Below are 19,896 nucleotides of genomic sequence, written 5' to 3' on the forward strand. Positions count from 1 at the left end.
TTATACTCCTCCTGATTTGGATTAGAGCGTGACCTGTTCCTACTCCCGCCAGCTCTAAAATAACGACGGCAACCTAACATCATTTCGTGATATTGATCAATTATTTTGTTAGTAAAAACAGAAAAATGTTAACCGAACCTCGAACTCAAATAGTAGGCAAATAATCTTTATCACGTTGTTTTAATTCATTAAATTGCATTTTCTATGTCAAAAACTCCTACCAATATGCAACAAACTTGATTATCCACAAACCCACTTTATGCTGGACATTTAACAAAATGTGCGAGATGAACATTGCAAAATGTTAAAATGAGAGACAGACTGCGAGGAGACCCTTGAGCCTTATCGAAACAGTTGAATCCATGTCGAAATCAGAACGGCGTCGGATGAAGATCCTGCAGTTGCTGATGGAAGGCAGTTCGGTTCAGATCAAGGATCTGGCCGACATGCTGGATGTGAGTCTGATGACGATTCATCGCGACCTCAACCACCTCGATCGGGAGGGGCTGGTGCGGCGCGTGCGCGGATCGGTTTCAGCGGAAAAGTCTCTCCTGTTTGAGAGCAGTTACAACTACCGCGGAAAGAAGCAGCTCGAGGAAAAGAAGGCGCTGGCCAAGGCGGCCGTTGGAAGGATCGAACCCGGCAACGCCGTCGTGTGCGACGACAGCACCACCACCTACCACATCTGCGACTATATCGATGCGGTGACGCCGCTGACCGTGCTTACCAACGCTGTGCCGGTGCTGGAGACGCTGCGAACCAAGCCGGATGTCGACCTCATTGCGCTCGGCGGGCGCTACCATCGGGGCTACAACGCCTATTTCGGTACAAGTTGCGAACAGGCGATCAAATCCTACCACGTCGATCTGGCCATCATGTCGACGACGACGATCCAGGGATTGTCGCTCTACACCCAGGATGAACAGGTGTTGCGGGCGAAGAAGGCGATGATGAGCATTGCACGCAAGAAAATCCTGCTCGCCGACGCCACGAAGTTCCACTTCAGCGCGCTCAACTATGTAGCGGACGTCACCGAATTCGACCTCGTTCTTCTGACCGGGACCATTCCGCAGGAGAACATCGATCTGCTGACTGAAGCAAAGGTCAAATTCGAAATCGTCTGAAAATAAATTACCCAACAAGTCGGGAGGAGACCCACCATGTCGGAAATCGGAAAAGCACGACGGCTCGCGCGCCTGTTCAACGAGAAGTCTGGACGGATGCTGTGCGTGCCCATGGACCACGGAATGCAGGTCGGACCGATTACCGGCCTCCAGAACCCGGAACCTCTGATCGACGCGGTTGTGGAGGCGGGAGTCGATGCGGTGATCATCAATCCTGGCCTCTACATCCGCTACCACGAGCGTTTCGCCAACGGCCCTGCGATCATCCTGCGTCTTGACCAGACCACCATGTGGCGAACCGGAACCAAAACCGGCTACGCCGACACCCATACGCGGCAGGTGGCGACGGTCCGCGAAGCCGTGCAAATGGGCGCCGAGGCGGTAATCAGCTATCTCTTTACCTGCAACAACGACCCGGCGGAGGAAACGCGCTGCTTCGAGATTTGCGGGGCGATCGCCAGCGAGTGCCGGGAATGGGGCATGGTCCATGTCATAGAGGCGATGGCGGCCAAGGGTGGGTTCGCGACCACAGAGGATCCCGAAATCGTCGGCCTCAATTGCCGGATCGCCGGCGAAATGGGCGCCGATATCATCAAGACCGACTGGTGTGGCGCGAAAGATTTCAAGGCCGTCGCCAAGCAATCCCTCGCGCCAGTGGCTGTCGCGGGAGGCTCAGCTGAAGGCGACGACGCTGCGCTGTTCGATTTCGCCTCATCGGCGGTAAAGAACGGCGCGAAGGGCATCATCTTCGGCCGCAACGTATTCCAGCGCCAAAACGTCAAGGAAATCCTGTTTGGCCTACGGGATATCGTTCATGGTTAGGACGCCCAAAAGAGTCGAAGCCCCTATGCGCACTTGACGGATTGAATTGGCATTTTCGCCGTTGGACCGGTATCGCAGTCTGCATGGTGTTGATTTTCAACGAGAACTGTCTCTGACTCACATTTGCTGCTGTTGGAAGTCAGGCTTTCGCTGATTCACTGGAGGATCAGGATATGCGACATCGATTTCCGCGCACGAGCCTCGTGCTTGACGGCTTTTGAGTAGGTGTGCGTGTCGGTTGACTACCGCCTTTGCCATCACTTACTGCTTGGTGCAACTTTACCCGAAATGGATCCGAGGTGTTGAGGTGCAAAGCATGAGTAAAAAACAGCTTGTCTTCATCGGTGGACTCAATCGCGAAGCTCCATATTTCCAGGGCGCGCGCGGTGTGGGACTCTCTGTGTTTAGTTTCGACGATCAGTCTCTGGAAACGACCTTGCTCGCCGAATATGGCGGCATAGACAATCCCAGCTATCTCTCCGTGAATGACGACGGCACCCGAATCTATGCCAATTCCGAAATCTTCGGCTGGCCTGAGGGCCTGGTGACAGCGCTTGCATTCGATCGCGCAACGAACACGCTCTCCCATATCAACATGCATGCGACGCTCGGCAGCATCACCGCGCACAACATGATAACGCGCGATGGCTCGAAGCTGCTCGTTTCGAACTACGCGATGGGCGACGGCGGCCCTGATAGGTCACTTGTTATTTTTGGATTGGGCGACGACGGAAGCCTGACAAACGTCCTTTCAGCCGTCGCACATGTCGGAACAGGACCGGATCCGGAGCGTCAGGAACGTAGCCACGCCCACAGCCTCACTGAATTGAATACGGGCGGCGTCGCCGTTGCTTGCGATCTAGGTCTGGACATGCTGATCGCCTACCGGCTTCATCCGGATGGATCGCTGTCCCGGCTTGACGAGTTGAAAATGGCGCCTGGCTCCGGTCCACGGCATCTGGCGTTGCATCCAGAAGGCAAGTTAATCTTCGTTATCAACGAACTGAACTCGACAATCTGCTCGCTGCGTATCGATTGTGAAACAGGCGCAATGAGCCTGCTCGACACTCAGTCAGCCGCCGATGCGAGCCAGCCGGGCGTCGAGAACCATTGCGCCGATCTGCAGATATCGCCGGATGGCCGGTTCCTTTACGGGTCGAACCGCGGACATGACACGGTGGGGATATTTTCCGTCGATGCGGAAGACGGCAAACTGGCCTTGGTCGGTCACGCGCCATGCGGCGGGGCGACGCCACGCAATCTCGGCATGTCCCCGGACGGCGCTTTCCTGTTTTCCGCAAACCAGAACGCCGATCGGGTTACTATCTTCCGTCGCAATGAAGAGACCGGCGAATTGACCGATACTGGTGAGGCGATTGAAACCGGCACGCCTATGTGCGTCAAATTTGCCCGGACGCCGCTTTCCTGATGGTCAGTCGGTCGACAATGGAAATTCGGGACGGCGCAATCTGCCGCCAAGTTCGCACGACAGCGTGTCAGCGCATTCGAACAGACGCTGCTCCGCCTCGGCGAGTTGGACTTCGTTTTCCACCCAGACAAGGTAGGGCATGGTCAGCGCCGCCTGCGCGTTGCCGCTGGAATCAACAATCGGAAAACTTACGTCCGTAATTCCACGCAGTGTCTCGTCGCTGACGCATTCGTAGCCGCGCCGGTTGACGTCCGCAATTCTGTCAATCAGCGGCTTCGGATCCTCTCCCCGCTCGCGCAATGCTCCGCCCAGGGCCTGTTCCAGGGAACAGCGCACCGATGATGGCTGGAATGCGATCAGTGTGCGTCCCGAGGCGGTTTTGAGCAGAGGACGCTGGGTTCCGAGTCTGACGCGGAAGCCGATAGGCGCAGGATTGTCAGAGACCACGACGACGCGCGTCGTCCAGCCGTCGAGGACCGAAATGATGACGACCTGTTCCACCTGCATCGCAAGGCGATCGAGCACGGGATGAGCCGCCTGGATAAGGCGGCGGATCGGAAGGTGATTGCTTGCGAGATCGAACAGCTTCAGCGACAGTCGAAAGGCGTCGTCTCCGGGGCCGCGCACAACATAACCGCGCCTCTCCAGCGACATCACGACGCGATACACTTCCTGGACCGATCGGTTGAGTTTCTGGGCGATCTGGCTGAGTATCAGGCCTTCAGACTGGAGCGCCAGAAGTTCCAGGATGTCGAGCCCCTTCTCGAGCGCCGGCGCCCGATAGGATGACGGTATGGAGGGTGTGGACTGGGCCTTTCGGGCGGAAGTTTCATTGACGCTGCTCATCCATCCTTCCCTAATAAGTCGAGGCGCTGGATACCAGTAAAAATTCACTGTTGCTAGTATCATAAATAAACGATAGTTTTCATATAGAAAAAAGAGGCCGCTGTTGCAAGGCGGGATCGTTTGAAGGCGTAACCGATTTCGCATGGTTCGGAGACGCTGGGAGGGGAGTTTCCGTGGGCAGAAAAGTCGGCGACACCGATATCGACTTTAACATTGACGGCAAGCAGACGGGTTTCCTGCGTCTACCGTATTCCGAACATGACGACGCCTGGGGCGTCATTCCTGTCCCACTCGCCGTGATCCGCAACGGTGACGGCCCGACAGTGATCCTCCAGGGCGGCAATCATGGCGACGAATATGAAGGTCCGATCGTGCTTGGAGAGATCATCCGCGATCTGGATCCCGCGAGCGTCAACGGCCGCCTGATCATCGTCCCGGCGCTCAATCTTCCGGCGGTCCAGGCCGGCTCCCGCGTTTCGCCGATAGACGGTCTCAACCTGAACCGCACCTTTCCCGGAGACCCCTCGGGATCGCCGACGCAGCAACTTTCCTCCTGGGTCAATGACAAGCTCTTTCCGATGGCCGACGCGTTCGTCGATCTGCATTCCGGCGGGTCTTCCCTGTCGATTGTCCCGAGCGCCATCATCGAGCCTTCGAACGACCCTGCCTTGACCGCGCGCAACCAAGACGCCGTCGCTGCTTTCGATGCGCCGATGAGCGTTGTCATTTCGAACCGCGGAGACACCCGCACGTCAACGGCTTCGGCGGTGCGCGCAGGATTGGTCACGGTCGGCACGGAAATGGCCGGCGCCGGCACGGTTTCGCCGGAGGCAGTCAAACTCTGTCGTCGCGGGGTGAATAATCTGTTGCATCATTTTGGCGTGCTCAAATCACCGGATGCGCCGCCGCCGGTCGCCGGAACGGAACAGGTTTTCCACGAACTCGGACCGAACGCGCATGTGCTGACGGAGGACGCCGGCGTGTTTGAATCCTATCGTGCGCTGGGATCCCATGTCCGGGCGGGAGAGACGGCCGGACGGGTCCATTCGCTCAGCGATCCGCGCAAGCCGCCTGTAGAACTGACCTTCGGGGCCGACGGGGTGGTCTACGGTCTTCGTCATCCGGGCCGCGTCCGACCAGGCAATTGTTGCGCCGTTGTCGCCTCGCCATGTGAATGACATGAAAGTATCGCTCGACGACATCCGACAGGCGCAAATACGCATTGCGCCGCATATCAGGAAAACGCCGCTTATGGAGGCGACAATTGTCGCCGAACCGCCAACCCCGGCTCGTCTCTGGCTGAAACTGGAGAACCTGCAGGTCACCGGCTCCTTCAAGGCGCGGGGCGCGACCAGCAAGCTTCTCACGTTGCCGCCGGATGAGCTTGCAGCCGGCGTGGTCACGGCCTCCGGTGGAAATCACGGCCTTGCAACAGCCCGCGCAGCGACCATGGCGAAAGTGCTCGGGACCATATACGTGCCGGAGAATGTCGCCCCATACAAAGTGGACAAGCTGCGGGCAATGGGCGCGGAAGTGATTGTCACCGGCTCGGTCTGGAACGAGACCAACCGGTTTGCGACCGCATTCGCGGAAGAAACCGGCGCCGCGTATTTCCACCCCTTCGCCGATCCTGCCGTGGTGGCCGGGCAGGGCTCTCTTGCGTTGGAAATCCTGGAAGAGCGCCCGGGTATCACTGCAGTCCTCATCGCCATCGGCGGCGGCGGTCTCATTACAGGAATGGCGATAGCCTTGAAGGCGCTCAAGCCTTCAATCCGCATTGTCGGGGTTGAACCGTCTGGATGCCCGACCTTTCATGCTTCGATCCAAGCCGGACATGTGACGCCGGTCGAAAAGGTAACCACGCGAGTCGCCACCATGGCTTGCGCCGAGACCGATCCGGAGCTTTTCGAACTCTCCCGCAGTCTGATCGACGAAGTCGTGCTCATCGAGGATGATGATATGGTTTCCGCCGCCCGCTATCTGTGGTCGGAATTCGGTCTCGCCGCAGATCTGAGCGGCGCCGCCGCGATCGCCGCATTGCGCACTGGGCGCGTCGCGTTCTCCGAAGGCGATGAGGTTTGTGCGCTAGTCTGCGGCGCAGGCACGGAAGGCATTCCCGGTGGGCAGTAGGACCTATCGCGGACCGATCATAGACGCCCATCACCATCTGTGGGATCTGCGCCTCGAACGTCACGCCTGGCTCGACTGGCCGAAACGCGGCGATGAACTCGCGCCGCTGCGGCGCAATTATCTCGTCGACGACTACCTCGAGGCCTCATCCGGATCGGGTATCGTCGCAAGTGTCCATGTGGAGGCGAACTGGGATCCTAAAGATCCGCTCGGCGAAACCAAATGGCTTGACGACCTGGAACGCCCGGTGGGCATCGCGGCCCGATATGTCGCTTGCGCCGCGCTGGCCAACGACAATGCGCAGGAAATCATCGAACAACAGTCCGCGCATGAGCGCGTCGCCGGCATCCGCGAAATCATCTCCTGGCATCCTGACCCCGCCAAGGCCCGAGTGGAACGAGGCGACCTGATGGAGGATGCCCGATGGCGCGCCGGGCTGACGCATCTGCAGAGCCACGGTCTCAGTTTCGATCTGCTGATATCGAACCACCAGCTCGATACGGCCTTGCGGTTGGCGCGGGATTTTCCGGATATGCAATTCGTCCTCAATCATTGCGGCAGTCCGATGGACCGTGACGTCGAGGGAATGGACCACTGGCGCGCATCACTTCGTCGTCTTGCCATGGCGGAAAATGTCGGCCTGAAGATTTCCGATCCCGTCGCCTATGACCCGGCATGGACGCGCGAAAGTCTGGCGGGCGTGATCCTTCATTGCATCGACTGCTTCGGCGTAGGGCGCTGCATGTTCGCCAGCGATTATCCGGTCGCCGGTCTGCATATCACATTTGACCATTGGCTCTCGCTCTTCAGCGACATCGTCGCCGATCTGTCTGAAGACGAAAAGCGTTCGTTGTTTTTTGACAACGCCCGGAAGATCTATCGCATTCCCGTCTGATGACGACAGTCAGATCCGCGTGCTGACATGCGGGTCACGACCGTAGAGCGAAACCAGCAGGATGATGACAAGACCAAGGGCCGCCTGCACCACCGAGGGCTGGAGCCCGAGGCCGATAAGCAGCGTGTTGAGTTCGGTCAGGACAAGCGCGCCCGCGACCGTGCCCAGATAGGAGCCGCGTCCGCCGACCAGCGCGGTTCCGCCGATAACGACGGCGGCGATCGTCTGGAACAGGTAGGGTTGCCCTACTTCGCCATAGGCCGAGCCCGTAAAACCCAGGAGCAGGATGCCGGTCACGGCGGCGAAGAAGGCGCTAATCGCGAAGGTCAGCGTCCACATCCCGAGAGGACTGATCAGGGCGAGCATGGCTGCGCGTGGATTGTTGCCCACCGCATAGACGCGCCGCCCGTAGGGCGTGCGCACCAGAAGAACCGTGATCACGGCGATCACAACAATGAAGCAGGGAACGAGCCAGGGCACCGGCAGTCCCATGGCCGATCCGCCAATGGACACGAAGTCGGAGAGCAGGGCGGGAGCTGAACCGGACGGGAACCCCGCAGTCCATAACAGGACGGAACCCTGGATTATGGTGCCGACTCCAAGTGTGACGATCAGCGGGTGGATATTCAGCCCGCCGGAGACCAGACCGTTAAACGCGCCGATCACGAGCGCCAGCGCCAGTACGATGACGCAAACGATCCAGAAACTCATGCCGTCGCCATACAATTGCGCCGAGACCACATTGGCGAAGCCGATGACAAACGGGATCGAAAGATCGATGCCGCCCAGAATGATCACCAGCGTCTGGCCAATCGAGGCGATCGCAAGCAGCGATGCGAGCACCAGCATGGCCCTCATCGAAAAGGCCGAACTGTAGCCCTGGATGAGCAATGTTCCGAGCATATGCAGGGCTATGGCGATGAGAAATGCGCCAAGCGCTCTTCGCTGGTCTGTCGACAGGTTCTTCATGATCCCGCCCTCTGAGCTCTTTGTTCCATATATCGATCCTGAAGCGCAGTCAGGACGATGGCCAGCACGAGAATCGCGCCGTAGCTGATTTGCAAGATGAATGTAGAGACGTTGAGATAGGTCAGCGCGCTCTGCAGCAGGAAAATGTCGATGGCGCCAATAGCCGCGCCAATGACGCTGCCGCGTCCGCCGGCCAGACTGACGCCGCCGAGCGCCACCGCCGAAATCGCGATCAGCGTATATGTCGGCCCGACAGCCGGGTCGGCAGACCCGATCAGCGCCGTTAGCATCAGTCCTGCCGCCCCGGAAAACAGTCCGGTGATGATGAACGACAGAAAACGGACCTTCGTGACCGGCACGCCGGCTGTGTAGGCGGCGCGATCGTCGCTGCCGACCGCCATCAGCTGGTCGTAATAGGGCGTCCGGCAGATCGCCCACCAGACCAGGAGTACGCATCCGAGCGGCAGGATCGACCATGTTCCGGCAAGCTGCGAGAGCCATGGCGGCACTGTCCCGGTGGGCGCTGGCAGGATCGTCAGCGTTGCCCCCACGAGCACGAGATAGGTGCCCAGCGTGGCGACGATCGGCTGGATACGCAGGATCGTCGCCAGAAAGGCGTTGACCACACCGCCGGCCACGCCGACCAGCAAGGCCGCCGGAACAATCACGAAAGGCGATGATGCGCCCAGCATCTGGATGAAAACGAGCACGACGACCGCATTGACGAAACCCATCAGCGGTCCGACGGAAATGTCGATACCGCCGCGCCCGCCCAGAAAGGCCGGGGTCGAGGCGACGGCTGCGCCTATCAGCGGCGCGGCCAACCCGAGCAATGTGCCCCAGGCGGTCGGCGCGAACCGCGCCGGATTGAGCCAGATATTGATGGCCAGAAGAATGACGAAGAGCAGCGGCGCGAAGCCCGCACTGGAAAACACAATGCGCTGGATAGCTCTGGCCAGACGATATCCCGAGTCTGTATTAGCGCCCTGCTCACTCATGAATCTCTTCCGAACATGGTTGCGATGATGCCGTCGGCGCTCATTTCTTCACCGGAGAGACGGCTTGCGAGTTCGAAATCGCGAAAGACCAGAACGCGATCGCACAGATGCAATGATTCCTCGATTTCCGTTGAAAGAATTACCAGCGCCATGCCTTCGTTCGACAGTTCACGGAAGACTTCATAGAGTATCTTGCGCGTCGCGATATCCACGCCTCTCGTCGGATCGTTGAGCAGCAATACGCCCGGTTGCAAGGCAAGCGCCCGCGCCAGCAGGACCTTTTGCTGGTTGCCGCCGGAAAGCGTGGTGATCGGTTCCCGCGGATGGGGCGCCACGATGGAAAGCCGCTCGCGGTAATGGTCGTAGCGTTCGCGGCGGCGGCGATAGCTGATGAGGCCCGCGACGCAATCTCGGGTCACCGTCGCCATGGCGAAATTGTCGAGAATCGAAAGAGCCGGAAAAATCCCGCTGGCGCGGCGATCACGCGGAAGATATGCGACGCCTTGCGATACGGCGCGGCGAAAGCTGTTAATCGCGTGCGTGCGCCCGGCGTCGTCGCGGTATCCGACGCTGCCGCCCACAGGGGTGACGAGGCCGGCTAGTATTTCCAGAAAGCGTTCCTGGCCATTCCCGTCCAGACCGGCTAGGCCGACGATCTCGCCGGCGCCGATACTCTCGTCGATCGCCTGTCGGTCGGTCCGCAGTTGCAGGCCTTCCACGATCAGCTTGTTCGTTGTAGCATTCACTCTTCAACCCCCGCCATTTCCGGGGCCATCAGGGCGAGCAGCGTTTCCGGCTCCAACTCCTCGCGCTCGAGAGTGGTGACCACGCGGCCGCTTCTCAATACAGTGACCTTGTTCGAGAGGCTCATCACCTCGTCCATGCGATGGGTGATGAAGATTATCAGGCAACCACCGGCGGCCAACCGGCGCATCAGATCGAACACTGCTTCGCGATCTGCAAAATCAAGCGCTGCGGTCGCTTCGTCCAGAATCAGAATTTTTGGTTTGCGCACCAGCGCGCGCGCAATAACCACGAGTTGCTGTGCGGCCAGCGGCAGCCGGCCAGCCGGCTCTTCGAGGGGCGCCTCTGTAATCGCGAACTCCTTGAGTGTCCGCGCCGCCAGCGATGCGCGTTCGCGGCGCGCAATTTTGCGCCGCCAGAGGCCGTCGTAGCCGAGCAGGATATTGTCGATGACATTGCGGTCCGGCGCGACCAAAACTTCCTGGAATACCGTGGCGAAGCCCTTCTCCTGGAAAGCCGCCGGGTTCTTCCCCGTGATGTCTTCGCCTGAAAGGAGGATTTCGCCGGCGTCGGGTGAGACAATGCCGGACAGCAGCTTGACGAGCGTGCTCTTGCCCGAACCATTCTCGCCTAGGATTGTGTGTATCTCGCCGAAATCGAGTGATATGTCGGCTCGGTCGAGCGCCACCGTTTCACCGTATCGCTTCGATAAGCCCTTTATTTCGAGCATTGTGTCCCGTCGTCAGCTCTTGCAGTTCCGGCGAATAGTGTCAGAAAAACCGCCCCGGCGCACCCGCAAGGGGCGCCGGGGCGACTCGTCCCGGGAGGGGCTTCTACTGACCCGCACAGGGGTCGGGCGTCGCCGAATAATCGAATTCGGCAATTGCTTCGGGTTTCTTGAAGTAATCGTTCATGAGTTGCGGCGGCAGCGGATCCTCTGGAGCGACCGGGAAGATCGACGACGAAGCCGGCGTCATGCAGTTCTGATACCAGGAACTGAGTTCATCCTGCTTCACTTCCGGCACCGGAACCATGATGATGTTGAGCTTGGGTTCCTGGCCTTCCAGCGTTCTTACTCCAACGCGGAACAGGGTCTGCGAAGTCCAGGTCGGCATCAACGCGCCGCCGGCGAAGCGGAACTCGTCCTGGTTTTCATTCCAGTAGCCAAGGGCGTCACCGGAGATGCTGCCGGTGATCAGTGGCACCGGACGGCCAGCCTGCTTGAAGGCTTCCGCGACGATGCGCGCCTCGCTGCCGGAGGTCCAGACAGCGTCGATCGGCTGCGGGCTTGTGGCGAGCGTCTGAAGAACGACGGTCTTGGTCACGTTGGCCGACCAGTTGCCGTTGACATCGCGGACAACCTTGACGTTGTCGGCGGCGTCAAACGCCTTGTCGGCGCCGGCCTTCTGTTGCGCGACAAGCGGGCTTCCGGCGATGCCTTCGATACGCAGAACGTTTCCACCCTTGTCGCCGAGGTCGTCGACGATTGCCTGGGCGAGGTCCTGTCCGAACTTGACGTAGTTCGAATCGACATTGATCGCATAGGGGCTGGTTACGGCGCCGGCGCCCGTCACAAAGGGAATTCCCGCGTCATAAGCGGCCTTGATCGCCTCGTTAAGCGCCGTCGAAGAGCCGGCAAAAGACGTGATGATGCTGCAGCCCTTGTCGATAAAACTGCGGATCTGCGAGATCTGACGGCTGACATCGCCGTTGGAGTCGGACATCTCGAAGCTTTCGACCCAGCCCTTGTCCTTGTAGACGTCTGCCAGCCGCTTCAGTTCGTTGGTGGTCGAAACGCGCCAGGGATTTCCCTGATAGGATTCCGAATGGCACCATTTCCATGGCTTTTCCGGCATTTTGAAGCCGTCATAGGCGCCGGGCTGAAGCGTGTCCTCGACGCCGTCGTACAGAGCCTTCAGTTCAGGCGGAAGCGTGTTGAACGCTTCCGGCGTTTCCGCCGATGCGGCGCCGATCTGGAAACACAGTGCTGTCGCCAGCAATCCTGTTCCAGCGACCATAGTCGGATTGAATTTCTTCCAGGCCATTCTTGCTCCTCCTCTTGTGGGAAACTTCCTGGTGAAGTTTTCCATGTGATAAATAATGTTTATATACGATACATGATGGGAGTCAATTTCGCTGATAGGGGAATACTGGGACAGGAATGCCAGGAATGAAGAAAACACACGGCCAATTCGACTCTTTCGCCGATGACCCATATGCGCAGACCGCGAAAAACTGCAAGCCGGGAGATATTTCGGACCGGGTGGAACGCAACGCCGAACAGAAAGCACAATGACACACAGCTCCGATTTGCCGCTCGCCGGCCTCCTCGTTCTCGACATGAGCCAGTTCCTTTCGGGTCCCTATGCGTCATTGCGATTGCAGGACCTTGGCGCCCGCGTCATCAAGATCGAGCGCCCGGGCGCAGGAGATCTTTCCCGCACGCTCTATCTCAGCGACACCGAAATCGGCGGGGATTCGACCATCTTCCACGCCATCAATCGCGGCAAGGAAAGCCTCGCCGTCGATCTGAAGAATTCCGACGATCTCACCCGCCTCAAGAAACTGATCGCCAGGGCCGACGTGCTGGTCCAAAATTTCAGGCCAGGCGTCATCGAGCGCATCGGGCTCGATTACGAAACCGTCCGCGCGATCAATCCGCGCCTCGTCTATGGTTCGATCAGCGGCTATGGAGAGGAAGGTCCGTGGGTGAAGCGGCCCGGCCAGGATCTGCTCGCACAGGCGCGATCCGGGGTAATGTGGCTTAGTGGCGACGATGGCGACGGCCCCGTGCCCATGGGACTTGCGGTTGGCGACATGTTCGCCGGTGCGGCGCTGGCGCAGGGTCTTCTTGCCGGCCTCGTCAAGCGCAGCATGAGGGGCGAAGGCAGCCATGTCCAGACAAGCCTGCTGGAGGCTCTCGTCGACTTTCAGTTCGAGGTGCTGACCACCTATCTCAATGACGGCAGGCGGATGCCGAAACGCTCCGGCTTCCGCAGCGCTCACGCCTATCTGTCGGCGCCTTACGGCGTTTACGAAGCGAAGGACGGCTTCATAGCCATCGCGATGACTCCGATCTCTCGGCTGCGCGATTTGATGGGGCTGGAAACGCTCGATCCGTATTGCGGCGATCCGGCAAGCTGGTTCACCGCGCGAGATGACATCAAGAAACTCCTGGCCGGCGCAATCGCCGGGAAGACGGTGGACGACTGGATGCAAATCTTCGAACCCGCCGATATCTGGTGCGCGTCGGTGCTCGACTGGGACGATCTGACGGGAAGTGAGGGCTTTAAAGTTCTCGACCTTTTGCAGACAGTCGAACGCGAGGACAATGTCTCGATCATGACGACCCGCTCGCCGATCCGGGTTAATGGCGAGCGGCCGGAATTCTCCCGCGCGGCGCCACGCGTCGGCGAGCACACGGCGGCGATCATCGAGGAGTTCGGATTATGAGGATACCCGGCCGAAAGGCATGATATGGAGCTAACCGCACGGCTGCAATCCTGCGATTGCCTTCTCGCGCCTGCGGAATTGGAAGGCGGAGAAATCACTTTCACCGGAACTCTGCCCAGCTATTCAACGGGCAGCGAGGTCATCCAACCTGGAATCGAAGGCTTCGGTGCTCAGCGGCAAAGTGTTGGGAAGGGTTATTTTGCTCCTTTCCGAGTGTCAAATCGTGCTCTGATTACGACAGGAGGCAGGTATCGAGATACTGTGCAGAAACCCTTCAACGGCAGGATTTAGGGCGCAAAGCGGACATGACAAAGAAAAGTAAAGCGGCTCCTGGACCCAAATCAAACCTCCTTGCTCCACAAATAATGAACTGTGCGCTTATAAGGCTTTAAACCGAGACCTCTACCTATGGACGAAGCAGCAAGTGAGAACAAAACAAGACTCAATTTTCCGAACCTGTGTCACATTGTGCCGTAAGTTGGCGTTTGATCATGTTTCGATCTGCAACTTGCTGCATATTTCTACAAGTTGCCGGAGAGGTTTGAACTCTCGACCTCTGCCTTACCAAGGGAGTGCAGAATCCGCAGACGAATAAAAATCAACCAGTTAGCAAACGAATTATAGCAGATACTTCACGAAATGTTCCGTTGTTTCTGTCAGGATTCTGTCATGATAGCATTGTGACATGTGACAGAATTCCTCACTCTTGCACAGGCGAGCGGCTAAGACCGAAGGAAAGAGATTTCTCAGAATGAATTTTAGTGAACCGCCGCATAGATGATCTTTTCCTCTGTCGCCTCATCGGTGTCCAATTCCTCCACGATGCGTCCCTGGCGCGCCACGAGAATGCGATCGGAGAGGTTGAGCACCTCCGGCAAATAAGATGAAATCACTACGACAGCTGCGCCGGCATCGGCCAAATCCTCGATGATCTTGTGGATTTCGGCGATCGCCCCCACATCCACACCACGTGTCGGCTCATCGAAAATGACGATAGAGGGCGCCTGGATCAGGGACTTGGCGATCACCACCTTCTGCTGATTCCCACCCGACAGTTCAACCACTTTGGAATTTTCATTGATAGCCCGAATGTTTAAAGCCTTCGTCCATTCAGCAGCCTGATTTTTGGCCTCGGACATGGAGGTGACGAAAACGGGATTCTCGCCCTGTATGAGCTTGCCAAGATAGATGTTCTGCGCAATGCCCATCGTGTCGAAGAGTCCGTCATATTTGCGGTCCTCGGTTATATAGGCGATGCCCTTGTTTACAGCCTGCCGCGGTACTCGGAACCGTACCGCTTTGCCGCGCACCCGCACGCGCCCACCGTGGAAGAAGTCCCGTTTCAGGACGCCTGCCGCGATCTTCATCATCTCGGTCCGCCCTGCTCCGACAAGCCCAAACAGGCCTGTCACCTGCCCCGAAAATACCGACAATGTAGCGCTGCGTACGGCCTTTCCCATTGAAACGTTTTCGAGGCTCAGAACCTTCTCACCGGGCGGGCGGCTCTTGCGCAGCGACTTGCCCACACCGTAAAGTTCACGTGTCAGTTGACGGCCGACCATGGCCTGGACGATCGTTTCGCGACTGAAATTCTTCGTGCGGTCTGTAACGATCAGTTCCCCGTCGCGCAACACGCTGATCCGGTCGGCATGGCCGAGTGCTTCTTCCAGCGCATGTGAAATGAAGAAAACGGACGCTCCATCGGTCTTCAGCCGGTCCAACAGGACGAAGAAATGTTCCTTTTCTTCCGGCGTGAGCGTTGCGGTCGGCTCGTCGAAAATGAAGATCCGGGCATTGTGGTGAACGGCGCGGGCAATTTCCACCATCTGTTTCTTCGCCGCACCCAAAGTCGAGACCAGGGCGGTCGGCTCGACATGGAAATTAAGACGCTGCAGATGCTGCTGTGCTCGAATATTGATCCCGCGAAGCCGGTTGAAAAAACCCTCATCTCCGAGGAAGATGTTCTGGGCAACGTTCATCGAGGGAACCAGATTGGTTTCCTGAAAGACCATTGCCACCCCTTCGGCCATGGCTTGCGCAGGACCCTCGAAGCGTATTGGCCGGCCATCCAGCAGCAATTCCCCGGAAGTGAGCGAATAGAGGCCGGCAATTACCTTCGTCAGAGTCGATTTGCCGGCGCCGTTTTCGCCAAGCAGCGCATGTACCTCGCCTTTCTGCAGCGTGATATTCACATCGCGAACGGCCGGGTTGCCGCGAAACTCCTTGGTGGCATTGCGAAACTCTACAACCGGCGTCATGACTGAACCTCACTTGCAGCGCTGCCTGCAGAATCGCCGGTAAACCGGACCAGCTTCCCAGCGCCGCGCGAGACCGCAAACACGCCGTCGTCCGTTTCACAAATACCGGTAATCCCGTGCAAGGCGCCATCCGCGCGGCTGTGAAGGCTTTCGACGGGACGCATGTTTTCATCGCAACGGACAACCAGGCCATAGGAGGACGATGGCGCCCAGGGTTTCAGGATACCCATTTGGCGGACCGCGCCCTGCTGCAGCGGATGGTCGTATCTCGTCGACGCACTCAGGGACGGGCCTACCCATTCTTCCGAATCGACAGTTTCCAGCATCTCTTTCCTGAATCCGTCTTCGCGCAGGACGAACTCGAACAGTTGCCGCCGCGGTGCAAGAAACGTCAGCCAGTATCCGCCATTCAGCGCCGGAGAAATCCGTGACAAATAGGCCGGCAGATCCTCAAGCAGCACAGTTCTTTTTTTACTTGCGGGATTGATGGCGACGATCCGGTGACGCCAGCTTTCCGCCACGGCAACACTGCCTTCAGCCCGGGCCGCGACGCCATATGGAAAGGCCAGATCCTCTGCAACGATATCGGAGGATCCGGTATCGAGGTCGAGCAGGCAGAGGCAACCGGACCGACCCTTTTCCATCAGATCGCGTTTCCATTCGTTTGCGGGATTGCGGAGCGATCCTATGCAGATCGCCAGCCGGCCGTCGGCCACCTGCGTTGCGTCCATCATACAAGCGCTCAATTCGGGAGCGAGTTCAATAAGAGTGAAACTGCCCGGCACACCGAGGTAAACACCCTTCCCTGTGACGCCTACCGCATATCGTCCGTCATCAAGCACCGCCAGAAAGCTGATCGCGCCTTCGAACGTGCTGATCGTCTCGGGGTCGCCCCCACCAAAAGGCAAGGGAAATGCCAAAAGACTGCTGCCTGCACTAACGACCAGTTTCGATCCCGCCGCCACCACATCGTCAATACCGGGCATGTTCAAAATACACGTGGCATCCTCAAGGCGGCTATTCGGTTTGAGTACGCCGTCCATCGCCGGGACGCTGATTCCGGCGTCGCGGCGATGGAGCATGTTTACAATCCAGGACGAAAGATCCGACATCACCGCTCCCCCCAATAGTCCTGGTGGATCGTCCAGTCCGGAACAGAGTTCTCGATGCGGACGCGTCCGATGCGGTTGTTCGAAACTCCACCGAGATAGAGCCAGCCCCTGTGCTCGCATGTCGATGTGATCGAGGGGTGGTTTTCGCCTGCCTTGTCCCAGTAGCTGTCCATCAATTCACCCGCTTCGGAAACCTGCAGAACGCAACCGCGGTTGATATTGGGGAACATCCATTCATCTGATGCGATGCGTTTCGCCATGCGGCGCCGGAACGCTGGTTTGCGCATCGCAAGATCGAAAGTCTTCGTCCGCATGCCCAAAAGCGCAACCCAGTAGGCGCCGTTGGACCCCCGGTTGATGTTGTCCGGATAGCCTGGCAGGTTATCCATAAAGATTTCCACCCGGCCCTTGCTCGGACCGTCGAACCAGTAACGGCTGATCCTGCAGGCCCAGGTTTCCGCAAACAGCAGCGATTGTCCGTCCCGGCACATGGTGATGCCATTCGGAAAGATCAGGTTGCGCAACACGGTACGGGTCGTACCAGTATGCGGATTGTAACATATCAGCCTGCCGTTGCCGCGCCCCTCAAGAGCGTCGACGGCCCACTCGGACATGTCGTAGCGGATCGTCGCTTCACTGAAGAAGACCCGTCCGTCCGGTGCGATATCGAGGTCGTCCGGCAGGCGCAGTCTAGAATCGTCGATAATCGACAACAGGCTTCTGTTGGTTTCGTCGGTGACCTTCTCGACCACGCCCTGCGGCGTCACCCGGTAGACGCCCATTCCACCGACACAGGTCAACAGGTCGCCGTCTGGCGAGAAGGCTAACCCCAGCGGATGCCCCCCGATCCGGGCGAAAACTTCGTGACGCTTGAAGTCCGGTCCGAAGAAACGCACGATATTGCCATGCCGGGTTCCGGTGTAGAGATTGCCGTCACGATCCAGAATGACGTCCTCCGGTCCCTCGACCGCCCCGAGACCGATGAGTTCTACACCGCCCAACTTGTCGTTGACCGCAAGGTAATCATCATCGCCCGGATCAGGCCGATCTCGCAATGGCAGGTAGGTCGGCGAGACGTATACCTTGCTCAGGATCTTGCTGCGGTTCTTGATCCATTTCCGATCGAACAAGACTGCAGCCACCAGAACCAGACCCAGGATCAGCTGATTGACCGAGCCCGGCATCGATAGCCGAATCAGGCTGTTCGACAGAATGAGGACCAGCACCGTACCGATGATGGCGTTTCCGACCGAGCCGCGACCGCCACCGAGCGATACACCCCCCAGGACAACGGCCGTCAATACGGTGATTTCGAGCCCGACCCCGGTATCCGCGCCCGTGCTGCCAAGGCGAGCCGAAAACAGGAAGGCGGCCGTCGCCGTCAGAAGACCGGAGACGACATAGGCCATGCAGACCGTGAACTTGACGTTGATTCCGGCGTTGTAGGCGGATCGCCGGGCGCCGCCCACGGCCCGCAGCCGCCAGCCCGGGCGAAGGCGCGAAAGCCCGATATGCAGGACAATCGCGATCACCGCGAAAATCAGGAAAGAAACCGGCACGCCGAAGAAGTCGCCGAAACCGATCAGGTCCCACAGCGCCGACGTCGGAAAGCTGCCGACGATGGCGCTGGCGAGCCGCGGAAAGATGATATCGTATAGCGCCCTGAAAATGACGAGGGTTACGAGCGTCGTAATGAACGCCCGGAGGCGAAGATACCCGATGAGCACTCCATTGAGCAGCCCGCACAAAAGTCCGGCGGCAAGCGTTGCCGCGAGTGAAACCCCGATCGGCAAGCCGGCCACATTCATGCAGGTAAGCGCTGTCAGCACGCACAGTGCGAACATGGAACCCACTGACAGGTCTATGCCGCCAGACAGGATTACTACAGTCATCGCAAGCGCGATCAGTCCCATTTCCGAGACCTGGCGGCCGAGGTCGGCCATATTCCCGGCCGAAAGATAGCCAGGAATAAGGATTGTCATGATGATCACGGTAACCGCCAGAGCCAGGGCGGGAATGACGTTGTCGATCCAGCTCTTGGTCAGCAACTCTCCCAGCAGCCGGTCGGGTATGAGCCGGTAGCGAAGGGCAAGCAGTTCGTCTTTGGCGGCCATCGGTGACGAATGCCTAACGGATCTCGTCGAGCGTCCAGCAATTGCGCTGGTTCACATTGTCTTTGGTGATCTGCGTCAGCGGATTGAAATACAGCGCCTTGTTTTCGCCGGCCTTCGTCTCCGAGAGCAGGAGGCGTGCTATTTCAGCGTTCAGTATGTCGCCCTGCAGCGGTACGTTGTAACTGATGTAGAGATCGAACATGCCGTTCTCGACATTCTCGCAGCCGACGCGATTGCCGCCGCCGCTGGTGACGAGGAAAACCTGATCCCCCTTGCCGGCCTGCTCGATTGCCGAAGCCGTACCGGTGTCCTGGTTGTCCCAGATGCCGATAGCGCCGCAGAGATCAGGATGCTGCTGAAGGACGGTTTCCATGATAGAGCGGGCCTTTTCCGGATTGTATTCCGTCGCCTGCTGGGAAACGACCTCGATTTCCGGATGCTGGTCCAGCACCTTGTAGATGCCGTCGAGCTGGAACACGTCCGATGCGGCGGTCGGCACGCCGGTATCGATGGCGACCTTGTTGGAAGATCCCTTGCCTTCGCCGCAGCGCTCGACCACGGCTTCAGCCGCTTGCTTGCCGATCTCCGTCCAGTCGGCTCCGACATATGAATCGGTCTGCGTGTTGGATTCCAGATTGATCTGCACGACCTTGATGCCCTTGGCCTGCGCCTGGGCCAGCAGCCGGGCGTAGGACTGGATATCCGGATTGTGGGCGACGATGAGATCAGGCGCCTCGCCGATGAGCGACTGCAGCGCACGCGTTCCCGCATCGGTGCTCCAGGCAGGATCCCGGATCTGGAAATCGTAGTTGAGCCGGTCGGCCTGCGCGCGCATGCGGGCGGCCCAACCCTCGGTCAGATCGAAACCCATCGAAAGAGGCAGGAATACCACCTTCTTGCCTTCGAGCGTTTCGTGAAACGACGTGCTGCGCGGATTCTCCAGACCCTTGTTCTGCGCGAGAGTGGCCGTCGCGGTTACCGTAGCGACCAGTGCCGCCATGG

The 19,896-nt window shown here is 58.7% G+C and carries 17 protein-coding genes; 7 read left to right on the top strand and 10 right to left on the bottom strand.

Features of this window, described 5'->3' with window-relative positions; genetic code table 11:
* Window positions 1-335: 335 nt before the first annotated feature.
* The 3 genes from AAFN47_RS17370 (at window position 336) to AAFN47_RS17380 (ending at window position 3,375) form a co-directional block, all read left to right on the top strand.
* A complete protein-coding gene (locus AAFN47_RS17370; RefSeq protein WP_499810511.1) occupies window positions 336-1,124 on the top strand; it encodes a DeoR/GlpR family DNA-binding transcription regulator in 789 nt (262 codons plus the stop codon).
* Between the two features lie 36 nt (window positions 1,125-1,160).
* A complete protein-coding gene (locus tag AAFN47_RS17375) occupies window positions 1,161-1,946 on the top strand; it encodes a class I fructose-bisphosphate aldolase (RefSeq protein ID WP_499810512.1) in 786 nt (261 codons plus the stop codon).
* Window positions 1,947-2,262: 316 nt separating this feature from the next.
* On the top strand, window positions 2,263-3,375 hold the full coding sequence (locus AAFN47_RS17380; protein ID WP_499810513.1) for a lactonase family protein: 1,113 nt from the start codon (window positions 2,263-2,265) through the stop codon (window positions 3,373-3,375).
* A gap of 3 nt (window positions 3,376-3,378) precedes the next feature.
* On the opposite strand, the gene AAFN47_RS17385 is transcribed toward AAFN47_RS17380, so the two are convergent.
* A complete protein-coding gene (locus tag AAFN47_RS17385; RefSeq protein WP_499810514.1) occupies window positions 3,379-4,221 on the bottom strand; it encodes an IclR family transcriptional regulator in 843 nt (280 codons plus the stop codon).
* A 173-nt stretch (window positions 4,222-4,394) separates the two neighbouring features.
* Here AAFN47_RS17385 and AAFN47_RS17390 point away from each other — a divergent pair, with 173 nt between their 5' ends.
* From AAFN47_RS17390 to AAFN47_RS17400, 3 genes are read left to right on the top strand one after another with little or no spacing between them, the layout of a single operon-like run.
* Window positions 4,395-5,399: a succinylglutamate desuccinylase/aspartoacylase family protein gene (locus AAFN47_RS17390; protein ID WP_499810515.1), complete on the top strand. Its 1,005-nt coding sequence runs from the start codon at window positions 4,395-4,397 to the stop codon at window positions 5,397-5,399.
* Window position 5,400: 1 nt separating this feature from the next.
* Window positions 5,401-6,351 carry a threonine ammonia-lyase gene (locus tag AAFN47_RS17395; RefSeq protein ID WP_499810516.1) on the top strand — a complete coding sequence of 317 codons (951 nt, stop codon included), beginning with the start codon at window positions 5,401-5,403 and terminating at the stop codon, window positions 6,349-6,351.
* Window positions 6,341-7,246: an amidohydrolase family protein gene (locus AAFN47_RS17400; protein WP_499810517.1), complete on the top strand. Its 906-nt coding sequence runs from the start codon at window positions 6,341-6,343 to the stop codon at window positions 7,244-7,246. Before AAFN47_RS17395 ends, AAFN47_RS17400 begins: the two co-directional genes overlap by 11 nt.
* 9 nt (window positions 7,247-7,255) lie before the next feature.
* Here AAFN47_RS17400 and AAFN47_RS17405 read toward each other — a convergent pair whose 3' ends face one another.
* From AAFN47_RS17405 to AAFN47_RS17425, 5 genes are all read right to left on the bottom strand, one after another.
* Window positions 7,256-8,215, bottom strand: coding sequence for an ABC transporter permease (locus tag AAFN47_RS17405; RefSeq protein WP_499810518.1), 960 nt, complete (start codon window positions 8,213-8,215; stop codon window positions 7,256-7,258).
* Window positions 8,212-9,213, bottom strand: a complete 1,002-nt coding sequence (locus AAFN47_RS17410; protein ID WP_499810519.1) for an ABC transporter permease — start codon at window positions 9,211-9,213, stop codon at window positions 8,212-8,214. The genes AAFN47_RS17405 and AAFN47_RS17410 overlap by 4 nt, the downstream gene beginning before the upstream one ends.
* Entirely contained in the window at window positions 9,210-9,959 is a 750-nt protein-coding gene (locus tag AAFN47_RS17415) for an ATP-binding cassette domain-containing protein (protein ID WP_499810520.1), read from the bottom strand. The genes AAFN47_RS17410 and AAFN47_RS17415 overlap by 4 nt, the downstream gene beginning before the upstream one ends.
* Window positions 9,956-10,687 (bottom strand): ATP-binding cassette domain-containing protein, encoded by a 732-nt coding sequence (locus tag AAFN47_RS17420; protein ID WP_499810521.1) that lies wholly within the window; start codon window positions 10,685-10,687, stop codon window positions 9,956-9,958. The genes AAFN47_RS17415 and AAFN47_RS17420 overlap by 4 nt, the downstream gene beginning before the upstream one ends.
* A 103-nt stretch (window positions 10,688-10,790) precedes the next feature.
* On the bottom strand, window positions 10,791-12,002 hold the full coding sequence (locus AAFN47_RS17425) for a substrate-binding domain-containing protein (RefSeq protein WP_499810522.1): 1,212 nt from the start codon (window positions 12,000-12,002) through the stop codon (window positions 10,791-10,793).
* A 247-nt stretch (window positions 12,003-12,249) separates the two neighbouring features.
* Between AAFN47_RS17425 and AAFN47_RS17430 the strand changes: the two genes are divergently transcribed.
* Window positions 12,250-13,410 carry a CaiB/BaiF CoA transferase family protein gene (locus AAFN47_RS17430; protein ID WP_499810523.1) on the top strand — a complete coding sequence of 387 codons (1,161 nt, stop codon included), beginning with the start codon at window positions 12,250-12,252 and terminating at the stop codon, window positions 13,408-13,410.
* A gap of 758 nt (window positions 13,411-14,168) precedes the next feature.
* Here AAFN47_RS17430 and AAFN47_RS17435 read toward each other — a convergent pair.
* The 4 genes from AAFN47_RS17435 to AAFN47_RS17450 are packed head-to-tail and all read right to left on the bottom strand — an operon-like array spanning window position 14,169 to window position 19,894.
* The gene (locus AAFN47_RS17435; RefSeq protein ID WP_499810524.1) at window positions 14,169-15,668 is read right to left on the bottom strand and encodes a sugar ABC transporter ATP-binding protein; all 1,500 of its coding nucleotides are present in this window, start codon (window positions 15,666-15,668) and stop codon (window positions 14,169-14,171) included.
* Window positions 15,665-16,780: an SMP-30/gluconolactonase/LRE family protein gene (locus AAFN47_RS17440; RefSeq protein ID WP_499810525.1), complete on the bottom strand. Its 1,116-nt coding sequence runs from the start codon at window positions 16,778-16,780 to the stop codon at window positions 15,665-15,667. Before AAFN47_RS17440 ends, AAFN47_RS17435 begins: the two co-directional genes overlap by 4 nt.
* Window positions 16,780-18,894 (bottom strand): ABC transporter permease, encoded by a 2,115-nt coding sequence (locus AAFN47_RS17445; protein ID WP_499810526.1) that lies wholly within the window; start codon window positions 18,892-18,894, stop codon window positions 16,780-16,782. The genes AAFN47_RS17440 and AAFN47_RS17445 overlap by 1 nt, the downstream gene beginning before the upstream one ends.
* Before the next feature lie 13 nt (window positions 18,895-18,907).
* Entirely contained in the window at window positions 18,908-19,894 is a 987-nt protein-coding gene (locus tag AAFN47_RS17450; protein WP_499810527.1) for a sugar ABC transporter substrate-binding protein, read from the bottom strand.
* Window positions 19,895-19,896 lie beyond the last annotated feature (2 nt).

Source organism: Hoeflea sp. CAU 1731, from assembly GCF_039888615.1.
Classification (GTDB): Bacteria; Pseudomonadota; Alphaproteobacteria; order Rhizobiales; family Rhizobiaceae; genus Flavimaribacter.

Coding starts and splice junctions, on each gene's coding strand:
- AAFN47_RS17375 (WP_499810512.1), top strand. CDS start 1,161: ATGTCGGAAATCGGAAAAGCACGACGGCTCGCGCGCCTGTTCAACGAG.
- AAFN47_RS17380 (WP_499810513.1), top strand. CDS start 2,263: ATGAGTAAAAAACAGCTTGTCTTCATCGGTGGACTCAATCGCGAAGCT.
- AAFN47_RS17385 (WP_499810514.1), bottom strand. CDS start 4,221: ATGAGCAGCGTCAATGAAACTTCCGCCCGAAAGGCCCAGTCCACACCC.
- AAFN47_RS17395 (WP_499810516.1), top strand. CDS start 5,401: ATGAAAGTATCGCTCGACGACATCCGACAGGCGCAAATACGCATTGCG.
- AAFN47_RS17405 (WP_499810518.1), bottom strand. CDS start 8,215: ATGAAGAACCTGTCGACAGACCAGCGAAGAGCGCTTGGCGCATTTCTC.
- AAFN47_RS17410 (WP_499810519.1), bottom strand. CDS start 9,213: ATGAGTGAGCAGGGCGCTAATACAGACTCGGGATATCGTCTGGCCAGA.
- AAFN47_RS17420 (WP_499810521.1), bottom strand. CDS start 10,687: ATGCTCGAAATAAAGGGCTTATCGAAGCGATACGGTGAAACGGTGGCG.
- AAFN47_RS17425 (WP_499810522.1), bottom strand. CDS start 12,002: ATGGCCTGGAAGAAATTCAATCCGACTATGGTCGCTGGAACAGGATTG.
- AAFN47_RS17430 (WP_499810523.1), top strand. CDS start 12,250: ATGACACACAGCTCCGATTTGCCGCTCGCCGGCCTCCTCGTTCTCGAC.
- AAFN47_RS17435 (WP_499810524.1), bottom strand. CDS start 15,668: ATGACGCCGGTTGTAGAGTTTCGCAATGCCACCAAGGAGTTTCGCGGC.
- AAFN47_RS17440 (WP_499810525.1), bottom strand. CDS start 16,780: ATGTCGGATCTTTCGTCCTGGATTGTAAACATGCTCCATCGCCGCGAC.
- AAFN47_RS17445 (WP_499810526.1), bottom strand. CDS start 18,894: ATGGCCGCCAAAGACGAACTGCTTGCCCTTCGCTACCGGCTCATACCC.
- AAFN47_RS17450 (WP_499810527.1), bottom strand. CDS start 19,894: ATGGCGGCACTGGTCGCTACGGTAACCGCGACGGCCACTCTCGCGCAG.